The organism is Pseudomonas beijingensis (genome assembly GCF_030687295.1).
GTDB classification, from domain to species: Bacteria; Pseudomonadota; Gammaproteobacteria; order Pseudomonadales; family Pseudomonadaceae; genus Aquipseudomonas; species Aquipseudomonas beijingensis.
Map to the genome: position 1 here is coordinate 3,325,674 of NZ_CP117425.1, position 13,664 is coordinate 3,339,337.

A 13,664-nucleotide genomic window follows, 5' to 3' on the forward strand; every position below is an offset into this window, starting at 1 on the left:
GTCAGGCACTCATCGAGTCTGATCGGGGTTCCATTGGTTGTAGCTGTGTCCGCGCACGAACGGCCACAGGCCGGCTACCATGCCGGCCAGGGTCACCAGCACGAACGCGGCGAGGCGAAACGGTCTAGGCAAGCGATGACGCACATCCAGCAGGCCGGCCACGGCGAAGGCGTAGCCGAGCAGTTGGGCAGACAAGGCCAGGCGGTAGAAGCCATGCTCATTTAGCAGCCAGAGGTTAGCCACCAGCAGGGGCAGCAACAGCACTGGCGCCAGCCGGCGGATCAGCTTGTGGCTAATCAATGCGATGGCGTATAGGCCATGGCACAGCGGGTTGAGTAGCTCACGCCGGGCCGCCAGACTGATCAGGCCGCCGACGGTGACGCGCTGGCGGCGGCTGAATTGTCGGCCGGCTTCGTCCACGCCTTGATCGAGCACCTTGGCGTCGTCGACGACGTAGACGACGCGTTTGCCAGTGATCGGTGCGCAGGTGTTGATAAAAAAATCGTCGTTGACCATGGCTGGAATCGGTTGGTACAGCTCGCGACGCAACGCCTGCAGCGCACCATCGCGGCCGAGACCGTGCAACCGACGCGACTTTCCACTCGGCGCAGCCAGGCTTCGTAGTGACGGTACAGGCTTTCGCCCACGCTCAGGCCTGAACCCGGGACGGGGATGTTCATATTGCCGACAGTACCGCCGACCCGAGGATCGGAAAATGGCGCCAGCAGACGCTCAAACGTGCCGTCGAGCCAGTGAACATCAGCATCGGTAAACACCAGGATATCGCCCGTGCAATGACTGACCGCGGCGTTGAGCACGCTGTTCTTGCCTTGGCGCGGCAGGTCGAGCACCTCGATGCGCGGATCTTCGAAGCTGCGCGCCAGGGCCACGGTCTGATCGGTGGAGCCATCGCTGGCGACAACGATCTGCAGGCTGGCGGCCTGATAGTCCTGGGCCAGCAGATTGCGCAGTTTGCTCTCGATATTGCGTTGTTCGTTGTGCGCGGCAACGATCACACTGACCCGTTGCGCAGGCAGAGGCTCAGGCCTGAGCCTGGGAAAAAATGGCCCGGCGAGCGTCAGCAGCAATGGGTAACCCAGGTAGGCGTATACCGGCAGTAACAGGCACAACCAGAAAATGAACTCAGCCACGGGCAGGCCTCCTTGCTTTCCAATGACAAAGGCTGAGGATGAGCGCGACGCCGGCCAGGTGCAGGCGCACCCAGTGCAGGCCCCAAAGCTGCAGGGTCAGGCATGGGTTACGGTGCTTGTGGCTCTGGTGCAAGCTCAGCGCCAACCCCGGCACGGTCGTCAACAGCCCCATCATGAGTGCATGTTGAGGAGCGCCAGTGACCAGCGCGCAGAGCGCCAGGAAGTCCAGCAGCCAGACGAGCACGGCCAACATCGGGAAGCGCAACAGGCGCAGGCTCAAGCCATTGGTACGCAGCAACTGCACCAGACTGCCCTGGCGCCACAATTCCTTGCCCATCCACTCGCGCCAGTTCATTTCGTAGCCCCAATGCAGGGCGGTGTATTCATTGACCGACAGTAACCGTGCGCCCTTGGCCGTCTGGCGCAGGGTCAAGTCCTTGTCCTCACCGGTGCGCAGCGTCTCGTTGAACCCGCCGGCCCTGTCGAACCATTGGCGGCGCATCAGCAGGTTGGCGGTGGGCAGCCAATCCACGCGTTGCACGGTATGTCGCGAGGGGAGCGAGGTCCGCCGATGCCAGGCCGTGGCGTACCAGGGTGCCTGCGCGGGGGTGTACAGGTCCAGGCCGAAGACGTCGGCGATGTCTGCGTTCTCCAGCGCCAGCAAATGCGTCAGCCAGTCCTCGGGCATTTCGATGTCGGCGTCGATGAAGGCCAGCCATTCACCAGTGGCAACCTGCGCTCCGCGATTGCGCAGGGCACCGATCAGCACGCCTGGAATCACCAGGACCTGCGCACCGAACTGCCGGGCAATCTCCGGGCCCTGATCCTGCGAGCCGTTGTCGACCACGATCAACTCGCATGCAAGACTGGCGGCATTGGCGGCGCGTTGTGCGGCGAGCAGCGTGCGGGCGATATGCCGGGCCTCGTTGTACATCGGTATGACGATACTGATGCGGCTCATGAACGGGCCTCCCGCGGCGTGGACTGTTCGGCGTCGTAGCGCAATATGCTGGTCAAGGCGAGCATGATCCACAGTAACTTGTGGTTCGGCGCGCTGAGGAACATCAGGAACAACGCCAGCGACAGGAAACTCATGCCCAGGTGCGTCAACAGGTCCGCCTGGGCCCAGTCCCGACGCTGGAGCCAGAGTTGGCGCGTGCGCATCAGGTTGTAGAGGCCCAGCCCAATCGTGCCGACAAACATCAAGCCGGCTGGCACGCCGATTTCGCTGAAGATTTCCAGGTAGGTGTTATGGGCCTGGCGGTACAGATCCCCTCGTTTGCGATTGGCCGAGAATGCCTTGGCGTAGCCGGTGGGGGCGTAATGCTCCGGAAACGTCCCAGGCCCCGAACCGAGTATCGGCTTCTCGCGGATCATCTGGCTGCCCACCACAATGTACGAGGCGCGGCGACCCAAGGACCCGTCCTTGTGGTCGTTGGTGCCGGAGCTGAGAATGCTCAATGTCTGGATGCGTGCCACGTAGCCGGCAGGCATCAAGGCGATTGTCGCCGGGACCATGAGTGCCAGGCCGAGCATCGCGAACCCCAGGTGCCGGGGACGCACGCGTGGTAGCTGCGCCCGATAGTGATACAACCCGATCATCAGAGTGAGCAGCAGCACGACCAGTCCTGAACGCGATTCGGTCTTGGTCATTCCACCCAACAACAGGATGCAACCGCCAGCCCAGAACAACCGTTGCAGCAGGTTCTGGCTGCGTATGGTCAACAACAATGCCAGCGGTACGGTAAACGCAATCAACAGCGCAAAGGCGTTCGGGTCTTCCAGCAAACCGGAGGCGCGACCCTGATCCTGGTATTTGGCTGAAAACATTGCGAGCACGCAGGTCGTGGCGACGCTCACTGTCATCAGCCGGGCGAACATCTCCAGGTTCAGCTCGCGACCGATCAACAACGTGATCACGAACAGAATCAGCCCTACTGCGAGTTCACGCAGATGCATCAGGGAAAGGTCCATGTTTTCCGAGATCAACAGGCTCAGGCCATACAACACCATGAAGCCGAGCAACGGCTTCCAGATGTTGCTACGCAAGCGCGTCGCAGGGATCTGATGCAAGGCCAACTGCAGCATCAGGATCAGGATCAGCGCCACGCCGAGGAATTTGCTGCCGGAAAACGCGTTGTCCTTGAACAGGCCTTCGAGCGGCAGCAGCGCGGCAATGCCCAGCAAACCCCAGCCGGGCTTGCGGTACAGCATGGCGACGCCCACCAGCCCAAGCACAGCACCCGGTGCGAGAAACGGATAAGGACTGGCCAGCAATGCCAGGCACACCAGCCCCAGCAGACTGACGATCGAGAGCGGGACAATCATGGCTGAGCCTCCCGCGCCGTGCGGATATAGAGTTGCGACCAGCGTTCGGCCAGCGTGCGCAGGTCGTAGCGGTCGCGTTGGGTGCGGCGCGCGTTGTCGGCGAGGATCCGCGCCAGGGGCGGTTCGCTGAACAGCGTTTCGATCTGGCGTGCCAGCTCCTCGCTGTCGGCCGGCGTGGCAAGCAGGCCGTTGTGGCGGTCCTGCAATACATCGGGAATGCCACCGACGCCGAACGCCACCACCGGCACGCCGGCCTGCATGGCTTCGAGCAGGATCATCGGCGTGCCTTCGGTGCGTGAACTGATCACCAGTGCATCGAGGCGGCTCCACCAGTCGTTCATGTCCGTCTGATAACCGGGCAATTCGATGCGCGTGGGCAGCTCCGCGTCAACGATGCGCTTGAGCAAGGGCTGGCGTTCCGGGCCGTCGCCGAGCATGACCGCGTGCAGCGACGCATGGCGCTGGCACAAAGGGATCATCGCGTCGAGGAACAGGTCCGGGCCTTTCTCGCTGCTCAAGCGGCCGACGTAGCCGACCCGCCAGCGTTGCCTGTCGTCACGATGAGGCAGCGGCGTCGTGACGGCCGGCAGGCCGTTGGGGATCACGTCGAGTTTTTCCGCGTTCACGCTGGCCTGGCGGTGCAGCGCCGCGATGCTTTCAGCCACGCACACCACTCGCTTGACCGGCGCGGTGCGGCACAGTTGCAGGCTCAACCACGTATAGAAGCGTTGTTTGGGGCTGCGTGGCGTGAAGCCGTGCTGGGTGATCACCAGCGGCAGGCGCAACAGGGTCGCCGCGGCCCAGCCGAACACCAGGCCCTTGAAGTTGTGCGTATTGATCAGCGGGCGCTCGGCGCGCCGTTGCCTCAAATGCTGCAACAGTTCGGGCCAACTGGCGCAGTGGTGGCAGTCGATCCCGGCCTGGCGGAACCGCGTGATCAAGGTCGGCGGCGCCCCCAGGAACAGCACCTGATGCTGGCCGGGTGTCGCCACGCAATGATCGAGCAGCATCCGCTCGGCCCCATAGAAGCCACCGCTGCCGAGCAGATGAATGATCGACAGGGGGAGGCTGCGGTGGGACTGGCTGAATGGCGCGTTCAATTTTTCACCCAATGGACAAGGCTGGGCACGCTCCAGTTGCGGTGCGGGTTGACCTGCTCGGGCGACTGCTCGTTGATCACCAGCAGCACCGGTAGATCCAATTGGTGGCCAATTTGCGCCGGATGCTTGAAGCGATGGTCGAAGAACTCCCGTACATAGACCAGGGCGATCGCCAATAGCAGGCCGCTGAACAAGCCGAACGCGATGATCAGCACCGGCTTGGGAAACGCCGCAGCGGTGGGTTCGAATGGTGGGCTCAAGACTCGGGCGTTGGACAGGTCGTTATCCAGCGAACGAGTAGAGCTGGCTTCGGCGAACCGCTGGGCATAGGTGGAGAACGCCGCATGCAGGGCGTTGATCTCGGTGTCCATCTGCCGCAGCTTGCTCTGGGTTTCCTGAAGTTGGTGGATACGTTCCTTGAAGGCGGCGATACGTTCGACTTTCTGATTGATCACCGAGTTGACCACCGCCAGGTCGGTGGTGCGTTCCTGGATGCGGTTGTTCACCACTTTGAGGAATTGCTGGCGGGTGCGCATGATCTGCTCGCGAGCCAGCAACATCGGTTCGCTGCTGGGTTGGAAGATCGCCAGGTCGTTCATGTAGCGGCTGACCTGGCTGGTCAATTGCTCGCCCATTTGCCTGATTTCCCGATCGTCGAAGGCGACGTTGTCCACGGTGGTGGTGAAGGTGAACGGGAAGGTGTAGTCGTTGAATCGCGAGCTGTTCGCCGCCGCCAGGCTGGTCTTGAGGTAATCCAGCCAGCGTTGGCCTTGCAGCAGACGGTCCTGGTACAGGTTCAGGGCCTGCTCCTCGGTGTTGATCGCATTCAAGCGAAAAGTGATTTCTTCCTTGGGATCGGAAGAACCGACGCCTTCAAGCAGCGTCAGGCGGTTGCCCTCCAAGCCGTCAAGCCGAGCCTGGTACTGGACTTTTTTCTGCTCGTAGAACGTCTGGGGCAACTCTATCGATTGCAGGTCCTGGCGACCGGTGAGGTAGTTTTCCAGCAGTTGCGCCACGAACCGGGTGCCCTGGGCCGGGTCGCCGAAGCTGTAGACGATGGAGATGACGTTGGAGCCGGGCAATGTCTCGATCTTCAGGTTCTCAATGGCCTCGTCGGTTAGCGTATCGAGCACGGTGTCGCGTACCGGATCGACCTCGAGCCCCAAGCCGTCGCGCAGTGGATTGATGACGTACTCACGCAATGGCTGGGTGACGTAGCGCTTGAGTGGTTCGCTCACCCACTTGTTGAGGACGCCTGGGCTTGGGGTGTACTCGCCCTGGTCGCGCAGGGTCTTGATGGTTTCGCGAATCAACGCCGGCGAGCGCAGGATGTTGCTCTCGGTTTCCATGTCCGCCAGGGACGGTGGAACGAACGTCGCGTTTTCCTGGTTCAGCGAAGTCGTGGCGTCGCCTTGGGAGAGCTTTTTCGACTGGACGATCACTTGGGCGGTGATATCGAAGCTCTGCTTGAGCATCAACGGCAGCACCAGGGCGATCACGGCGAAAATCAGGAAGACGCGCTTCACCCACTGCTTGTTGGCGAAGAAGATCCTGAAGAACTCGTGCAGATAGTTTTCCTTGGGGTTCATGATCGATCACCTGAGTCAGTTGCTGTCGCTGCTTTTGTCGAGGTCGTAGCCGAAGCTGACGCCAACGCCTTGGAAGAGCACCACGTCGGCCAGTTGCCGAGCCATTTCACCGGCTTTGGCCAGGCCGGTCTTGGGCACGTACAACATGTCTTCCGGTTGCAGGTAGGCGATCTGCGAGGCGTCGCCGCTCAGAGCCTTCTCGACGTCGTAGTGGCGGGCTTCAACCTGATTGCCGTTGCGACGCATGATCACCACCGAGTCGAGCCTTGCCTTGACGTTCGTGCCCCGGGCCAGGGTCAGCGCCTCGAGAACGGAGATCGGCCGGCGGATCGGGTAGGAGCCAGGCTGGGCCACTTCACCGAGGACATAGATCTCGTTACCGGCGGTGGACTTGAGCAGCACATCCACCGTCATGTGGCCGGGCAGTTGGGCGTAGCGCTCGTTGAGGAAAGTCTCCAACTGGGTGACGGTCATGCCTTGCAACGGCACCGAGCCGATTTCCGGGAAGCTGGCGTAGCCATCCCGGCCCACGATGATTTCCCGGCTCATGCCGGTGGCTGGGTGGGTCAAGGTGTTGCGCAGGTTCGTCTCGCCGGACAGCGGGCTGGTCACCATTACGGTCAATTGGTTGCGATTGGGCTGGAACAGCATCTTCTGGTTGTAGGCACGTTGCACTGCCAGGCGCGCCTCGTCGGTGGTCAGGCCGGAGACTTTCACCGAGGTGTTGGCGCCCGGCAGTTCGATACTGCCGTCGGGCATCACCTGTTGCGTGCCGTTGAGTTGGCTGGCGGCGGTGAAGCTCAGGGCAACCTGGTCGCCCGGCTGCACGCGGTAAGCCTGGGAAGAAGTGGTGTCGATGTGAAAAATCACATCCAGTACATCCTGGGGCCTCAGGGTCTGTTCGACCCTGGGCATGTCGGTGGCTTGGGCGTTGGCCGGCGCGGCCGTGAGGATCTGCACCGGCATCGAACGGGTATCGGTGGTGCTGGAGCAACCGGCAAGCGGCAGCAACAGCAGGACAAGCATTCTGGCGTTCATCTCGTCATCCTTTTGCGGGCTTACAGGTTGTTGTAGAGCCATTTGGGCATGTAGTACTTGCGGCGATTGAACACGCTGCCGACCACCTTCGCGCCCGCCTGGACCAAGCGTTGCCGGGCGGCTTGGGCCACTTCCCAGCGGGTGTCCTCTCCGCGAACCACCAGCACCACGCCGTCCACCTGGGTGCTGATGACCAGTGTGTCGGTGGCCGAATACACCGCGTCGGCGTCGATCACCACGAAGCGGTACTGCGCCCCCAGTTGCCTGAACAATGGGCGCAGTCGCTCGGGGCTCAGGCGTTCGGCGTTATGTCCCAGGCGACCATGGGGCAGCACGTCGAAGGGCAGGCTGGAAACCTGCACCACGCAGTCCTGCAACAGCGGTGGGGCGAGGGTGTTGAACAACAGGTCGCTGAAGCCGCGCTCTTTGTGCAGCGACAGTTGCTGGCTGAGGTTGCGCGGCGACTGGCTCGCATCCACCAGCAACACCCGTCCGGTGCTCATCTGCGCCAGTTGAGCGGCGAGCGCCATGGCGCTGGTGCTCGTGCCGGTGCCAATGTTGGCGGCTGTCATGAGAAGGATCCGCAGATCCGGGTCGAGCACGGTCGAGGTCAGGTTGGTCTCGCTCGGGCTGGCTATGGTGAGGATATTCGTCGAACCGTCCATTTAACTCGCTCCGTGGCCGCTGAAAACTTTGAAGGGGGTAAGCATCAGGATCTTCAAGTCCAGCCACAGGCTTTGTTCAGCGATGTAGCTGAGGTCCAATTCCACGCGCTGGTCGAAGTCGATATTGCTACGCCCGGAGATCTGCCACAGGCCGGTCATGCCGGGGTAGATGCTCAGGCGCACAAGATGATTGTCCTTGTAGCGATAGGCGTTGAACGAGGTCGGCCGCGGGCCCACCAGGCGCATGTCGCCGGTCACTACGTTGATCAGGTTCGGCAGTTCGTCGAGGCTGCTGCGACGCAGGAACCGGCCGATGGGCGTGATGCGCGGGTCGTTATCGATCTTGAAATCGATGGCATCGGCGCCGTGTTTGTTGAGGTGGCGCAGCGACTCCTTGAGGGCTTCGGCGTCGGCGACCATGGTGCGGAACTTGTACATGCCGAAGACCCTGCCGCGATAACCGGTGCGTTTCTGTATGAACAGCACGGGACCGGGGCTGGAGAACTTGACCAGCAGCGCCAGGCCCAGCAGCAGCGGACAGAACACCAGCAGGATCGCCAGTGCGCCGAGGCAAGCCACTACGCGGTTGGTGCGCGAGACCGTCCAGGGTCGGCCGCCGTCGCGACCGGTCAACCAACCACGGCCCTGACGGTGGATGGCCGCGTCCAGGCGCCTGCGGTGGTCGGGATCGACACGCTTGTCGCGTCCGGGGGCGTTGATCGCAATGATTTGCTCATGTCGGGTCATAGACTCCTCCGCTGAGGTTGGGCCGCAAGCGGCGCGTGGGCAGGCAGTGGGTAATACTCGAGGAACCACTGGATGAAGCGGCCCAGACCGTCGTCCAGTTCTATGCCCGGCTGGAAGCCAGTGGCCCGTGCCAGGTCGCTGGCATCGGCGCAGGTGTTGAGCACATCGCCCGCTTGCAGGGGCCGCAGCTCGACGCGGGCGGTGCGTCCCAGGTGTTTTTCCAGCAGCGCGACATAGGTGCGCAGCGCCACCGGGTGCTGTCCGCCGATGTTGTAGATCCGCCAGGGCGCGCGGCTGGTGGCCGGATCCGGTTGTTCGTGATCCAGCAGGGGCGTGACCTGGGGCGCACGTTCGATCAGGCGGGCGATGCTTTCGACGATGTCGTCGATGTAGGTGAAATCCCGTTGGTGCTCACCGTGGTTGAACAGCTGCAGCACACGGTCTTCGACGATGGCGCGGGCAAACTGGATCGGCGACATGTCCGGCCGGCCCCAAGGGCCGTACACCGTAAAGAACCGCAGGCCAGTGCAGGGAATACCGAACAGGTGGCTGTAGCTGTGGGCCATCAATTCGTTGGCTTTTTTGCTGGCCGCGTACAACGACAGTGGGTGGTCGACGTTGTCCTGCACCGAATAAGGGGTGCGCGAGTTGGCACCGTATACCGAGCTCGATGAGGCGTAGATCAGGTGCTTGACCGGATACCGGCGGCAGTTTTCCAGGATGTTCAGGAACCCAGTGATGTTGCTGTCGACATAGGCCTGCGGGTTTTCCAGGGAGTAACGCACGCCGGCCTGGGCCGCGAGGTGAATCACTACGTCCGGGCGCCTGGCCTGGAACAGTTCGTCGACGGTCGGCGCGTCGGCCAGGTCGATCCGCGCCAAGGGGAATTCGCCGGCCTGTTCGTGCACCCAGGTCACGCGGTCGTGCTTGAGTTGCGGGTCGTAGTAGCCATTGAAATTGTCCAGTCCGCACACCCGATGACCGTCGCGCAGCAGCCGCAGCACGACATGGGCGCCGATGAAACCGGCTGCGCCGGTGACCAGGATGTTCACGCTTGCAGCCCTGGTGCAGGAGTGCCAGGCACGGTGTGGCGCAGCCCGATACCGCGATACAACAACCCGGCGGCGGCCAGGTGTTCTGGGTTGTACAGGTTGCGGCCATCGATGATCACCCGGGCGCGCAACTTGCTGGCCAACAGGTCGAAATCCACCACGCGAAAGTTCTTCCACTCGGTGCAGATCACCAGGGCGTCGGCGTCTTCGAGGGTGTCATCGCGGGTCGCGCAGAGGTTCAGGTCCTTGCGATAGCCGTAGAGACGACGGCATTCGGACATGGCTTCCGGGTCATAGGCCTGGACCCGGGCGCCTTCGCGCCACAGCGCTTCCATCAGGTAGCGGCTGGGGGCTTCGCGCATGTCATCGGTATTGGGCTTGAACGCCAGGCCCCAGATGGCAATCGATTTGCCAGCCAGGCCATCCGGGAATTGCTTCGCCAGTTTCTCGAAGAGGATGTGCCGCTGGCTGTCGTTGACGTCGGTGACGCTGCGCAGCAGGCGCAGCGGCATGCCGCTTTGTTCGGCGGTGTGCAGCAGGGCCCGCAGGTCCTTGGGAAAGCACGAACCGCCGAAACCGCAGCCGGGGTAGATGAAGTGATAACCGATGCGCGGGTCCGAGCCGATGCCCTTGCGCACCGCCTCGATGTCGGCGCCCAGCCGTTCGGTGAGGTTGGCCAGTTCGTTCATGAAGCTGATGCGGGTGGCGAGCATGGCGTTGGCGGCGTACTTGGTCAGTTCGGCGCTGCGGTTGTCCATGAACATCAGTTTTTCGTGGTTACGGCAGAAGGGCGCGTAGAGCTCCGTCATCTGGTCGCGGGCCACCGGGTCGGCGGTGCCGACGATGATCCGGTCCGGACGCATGCAATCGGCCAGGGCGCTGCCTTCCTTGAGAAATTCGGGATTGGACACCACGCGTACGTTCAGCTGTTTCAGACCCCGCCGGGCCAGCGCCTGACGAGCGCATTCGGTCACCTTGTCGGCGGTGCCCACCGGCACCGTGGACTTGATGATCAGGGTGCGGTCGCTGTCCATGAAATCGGCGATCTGCCGGGTGACGGCCAGCACATGGCTCAGGTCGGCCGAGCCGTCTTCATCGGCGGGGGTGCCGACGGCGATGAAAATCAGCTCGCCGTGATTGACCGCGTCGCTGGCCTGGGAACTGAACGACAGGCGGCCGGCCTTGATGTTGTCTTCGAGCAGATTGGACAGCCCCGGCTCGCTGATGGTCGGTACGGCCTGTTGCAGTTGCCGGATCTTGTTCGGGTCGATGTCGATGCACAAAACGCGGTGTCCGACATCGGCCATTGCGGCCGCCTGGATCAACCCGACATACCCCGTACCAAATACGCTCACGTCCATTTTTGGCGCGCCTCGCAGACCGAATGATGTAACTCGGATGAAACTGTTTAGAGGGGTATAGCGCAGCTTCAGAAAAGCGTGTCAGCAAAATGACAGTTGTCAGTGTTGGCAATTCATGTGAAATCGGGCCTTTTGATATCAAGTCATTGACTGGTCTAGCAAAGTGGCTGTTTTACTGGGGATAGTTGGCATTTAACAAAGCGATAAACGGTCGTTATCCATAGGTTTTTACATTTTGTGACGGGTTTTCGTGTCGTTTTTGGGGTAACTTTTTTTTGACGCTTAGCTGATGGAGGCATTTCTTGCGCTTTAAAAATCGGCTGCTAACGTGCAGGAACGAAGCACTTTCGATATTGCGATCCGGTCGAGGAAAACATGGCCCGCTACCTCAAGGAGTTGCTGCTGTTTTCGTACCTGTTCAAGGGGTACGCCTATTACCTCGACCGTCTCGACGCGTTGGGCCTGGGCTTAGCAACCTTGTTGTTCGGCGCCATGTTTGTGCTGTTGGTGGTGGCGCTGTGGATGAGCGCCTACATACGCCAGACGTTGGTGAGGCATGTGTTTGCCTTGGCGCTGTTTGTTTCAGCGGTGTTTTTCGAGGTGTACACCCAGGTCACGGACAGTTACCTGACCTACAGCCAGTTCGTCTCGCTGGTGTACTCGGGTGGGTTCATCCAGGAGGCGGCCTACCAGTATCGTGAGGTGATCATCAATGCGGTGATTGGCGGCTTGTTGCTGTTGTTCGGCATCGCCCTCAAGCCTCGGCGGGCGCTGCGAGTGCCCGGTTATCTACCGGTGCTAGCACCCGTGCTGGGCGTGGTGTTGCTCAGTGGCGTGCTGTTCGTGCGGGCGGGCGAGGGCGCGCGCGGCCTGCCGGTGATGTACACGCCGCTGGCCTATTTGAATCTCTTTGCCTATGAGTCCTTGCACAACACCATTGGCCCCCGGGAGCCGGTCACCCTGACGCGGCGATCGTCTTTGATCGAGCAGGACATCGTGCTGATCATCGATGAAAGCGTTGGTGGAAACTACCTGGATATCAACACGCCGTTTGGCGTGCACAGCGGCTTGAAGACCCCGCCCGAGGGCGTGGACATTTTCAATTTCGGCTACGCGGCATCCATCGCCAATTGCAGCGCCGACACCAATGTCACCTTGCGTTACGGTGGTACACGCGCCGACTACGTGCGCATCAACAGCACCCGGCCGTCGATCTGGCAGTACGCCAAGCAGGCCGGCTTGCGCACCGTCTACATCGACGCTCAACGCACCGGCGGCAACCTGCAGAACCTGATGACCAAACTGGAAAAACAGGACATCGATGAGTTCGTCCAATTCGACCAAACCAGCGTGCGCGACCGCGACATGGCGGCGGCGGCGAAGTTGATCGAACTGCTGGGCGACAATCAGGCCGAACTGGTGGTGATCAACAAGGTGGGGGCGCATTTTCCGGTACACGACAAATACCCCGACGACTTCATGAACTACCGGCCGGCCTTGCCGCGGGGGCAGTTCCAGGAAGTGTCCGATACCGGCAGCCGCGACGGCTTCAATGGGCAGAAAGATGATTGGCTGTTGTACCGCAACGCCTACCAGAACACCTTGCTGTGGAATGTCGGCGAGTTCTTCAAGCGAATCTTTCAGCAGGCCGATTTGAGCCATGCTGTGTTGATCTACACCTCCGACCATGGACAGGACCTGCACGAGCGTGGCAACCCTGGGCTCAACACCCATTGCGGCGGTGAACCGGTGGCCGAGGAAGGGTTGGTTCCGTTGGTGGTGATCCAGGGCAGCTCATTGCACAGCCTCGATTGGCGCGACGCCTGGGCCCGGAACAAGGATCGCTCCAGCCACTACAACATCTTCCCGACCCTGTTGCAGTTGATGGGGTATGACCCGGTTGGGGTTGAATCGGTCTATGGGAAATCCCTGAGCCAAGCGACCGATGATGATTTCACCTTCAACTATCGCTTCAATGCGCGGTTGGGGGCGAAACCGGCTTGGAAACATATTGATCTGGACCATATTGTGACGCCGTCTGTTGGCCAGGTTGAAATGGCGGTGGGGCATTGACTGGAGACCCCCTATGCGCTGGGCTCTTTGTGGGAGCGAGCTTGCTCGCGATGACGCCCGCACATCCAACATCTTCATCGACTGTGACACCGCCTCGCGAGCAAGCTCGCTCCCACATTGGATCTTCAGCGGCCACAAATTTTATGTACACCCAGCCCCCCTGTGGGAGCGAGCTCGCTCGCGATGACGCCGGCACATCCAACATCACTGCAACCTGATACACCGCCTTCGCGAGCAAGCTCGCTCCCACATTGGATCTTCAGCAGACACAAAATCCATGTGCACCCAGCCCCCTGTGGGAGCGAGCTCGCTCGCGATGACGCCGGCACATCCAACATCACTGCAACCTGATACACCGCCTTCACGAGCAAGCCCGCTCCCACAGGAGAAACGCGATCACCCAGAGCCAGATCGGCTATCAGGCCGCCTCGCGGCGGCCCACGGAGCAATGCCTTCGTTCTGGCATGCCGAGCCTAGGCGAGGCACCGAGTGGTGGGGCAAAAGCGTTTTGGTTACTTTTGACTGGGCCGGCTTCCGGGCTCTTCAAAAGTGACCCGCTG

Annotated in this window: 10 protein-coding genes and 1 pseudogene; 1 reads left to right on the plus strand and 10 read right to left on the minus strand. The window is 61.5% G+C overall.

From position 1 onward, the window contains the following. Positions 1-9: 9 nt before the first annotated feature. The 10 genes and pseudogenes from PSH84_RS15110 to PSH84_RS15155 form a co-directional block, all read right to left on the minus strand. A pseudogene (locus tag PSH84_RS15110) lies at positions 10-1,151 on the minus strand (glycosyltransferase family 2 protein). After that, positions 1,144-2,112, minus strand: coding sequence for a glycosyltransferase (locus PSH84_RS15115; RefSeq protein WP_305470459.1), 969 nt, complete (start codon positions 2,110-2,112; stop codon positions 1,144-1,146). The pseudogene PSH84_RS15110 and the gene PSH84_RS15115 overlap by 8 nt, the downstream one beginning before the upstream one ends. Further along, on the minus strand, positions 2,109-3,479 hold the full coding sequence (locus PSH84_RS15120) for an O-antigen ligase family protein (RefSeq protein ID WP_122568125.1): 1,371 nt from the start codon (positions 3,477-3,479) through the stop codon (positions 2,109-2,111). The genes PSH84_RS15115 and PSH84_RS15120 overlap by 4 nt, the downstream gene beginning before the upstream one ends. After that, positions 3,476-4,591, minus strand: a complete 1,116-nt coding sequence (locus PSH84_RS15125; RefSeq protein ID WP_436278752.1) for a glycosyltransferase family 4 protein — start codon at positions 4,589-4,591, stop codon at positions 3,476-3,478. Before PSH84_RS15125 ends, PSH84_RS15120 begins: the two co-directional genes overlap by 4 nt. After that, positions 4,576-6,168, minus strand: coding sequence for a GumC family protein (locus PSH84_RS15130; protein WP_122568127.1), 1,593 nt, complete (start codon positions 6,166-6,168; stop codon positions 4,576-4,578). Before PSH84_RS15130 ends, PSH84_RS15125 begins: the two co-directional genes overlap by 16 nt. A 15-nt stretch (positions 6,169-6,183) precedes the next feature. Continuing rightward, positions 6,184-7,206 (minus strand): polysaccharide biosynthesis/export family protein, encoded by a 1,023-nt coding sequence (locus PSH84_RS15135; RefSeq protein ID WP_122568128.1) that lies wholly within the window; start codon positions 7,204-7,206, stop codon positions 6,184-6,186. A gap of 20 nt (positions 7,207-7,226) precedes the next feature. Continuing rightward, positions 7,227-7,871, minus strand: coding sequence for a CpsD/CapB family tyrosine-protein kinase (locus PSH84_RS15140; RefSeq protein WP_122568129.1), 645 nt, complete (start codon positions 7,869-7,871; stop codon positions 7,227-7,229). Continuing rightward, positions 7,872-8,618, minus strand: a complete 747-nt coding sequence (locus tag PSH84_RS15145; RefSeq protein WP_122568130.1) for a sugar transferase — start codon at positions 8,616-8,618, stop codon at positions 7,872-7,874. Beyond that, positions 8,615-9,670, minus strand: a complete 1,056-nt coding sequence (locus PSH84_RS15150) for an NAD-dependent epimerase (protein WP_305481314.1) — start codon at positions 9,668-9,670, stop codon at positions 8,615-8,617. The genes PSH84_RS15145 and PSH84_RS15150 overlap by 4 nt, the downstream gene beginning before the upstream one ends. Then, positions 9,667-11,031, minus strand: a complete 1,365-nt coding sequence (locus PSH84_RS15155) for a UDP-glucose dehydrogenase family protein (protein WP_122568132.1) — start codon at positions 11,029-11,031, stop codon at positions 9,667-9,669. The genes PSH84_RS15150 and PSH84_RS15155 overlap by 4 nt, the downstream gene beginning before the upstream one ends. A 375-nt stretch (positions 11,032-11,406) precedes the next feature. Here PSH84_RS15155 and PSH84_RS15160 point away from each other — a divergent pair, with 375 nt between their 5' ends. After that, positions 11,407-13,104: a sulfatase-like hydrolase/transferase gene (locus tag PSH84_RS15160; RefSeq protein WP_122568133.1), complete on the plus strand. Its 1,698-nt coding sequence runs from the start codon at positions 11,407-11,409 to the stop codon at positions 13,102-13,104. Positions 13,105-13,664: the final 560 nt, after the last annotated feature.

Coding starts and splice junctions, on each gene's coding strand:
- PSH84_RS15130 (WP_122568127.1), bottom strand. CDS start 6,168: ATGAACCCCAAGGAAAACTATCTGCACGAGTTCTTCAGGATCTTCTTC.
- PSH84_RS15160 (WP_122568133.1), top strand. CDS start 11,407: ATGGCCCGCTACCTCAAGGAGTTGCTGCTGTTTTCGTACCTGTTCAAG.
- PSH84_RS15155 (WP_122568132.1), bottom strand. CDS start 11,031: ATGGACGTGAGCGTATTTGGTACGGGGTATGTCGGGTTGATCCAGGCG.
- PSH84_RS15115 (WP_305470459.1), bottom strand. CDS start 2,112: ATGAGCCGCATCAGTATCGTCATACCGATGTACAACGAGGCCCGGCAT.
- PSH84_RS15145 (WP_122568130.1), bottom strand. CDS start 8,618: ATGACCCGACATGAGCAAATCATTGCGATCAACGCCCCCGGACGCGAC.
- PSH84_RS15120 (WP_122568125.1), bottom strand. CDS start 3,479: ATGATTGTCCCGCTCTCGATCGTCAGTCTGCTGGGGCTGGTGTGCCTG.
- PSH84_RS15135 (WP_122568128.1), bottom strand. CDS start 7,206: ATGAACGCCAGAATGCTTGTCCTGCTGTTGCTGCCGCTTGCCGGTTGC.
- PSH84_RS15140 (WP_122568129.1), bottom strand. CDS start 7,871: ATGGACGGTTCGACGAATATCCTCACCATAGCCAGCCCGAGCGAGACC.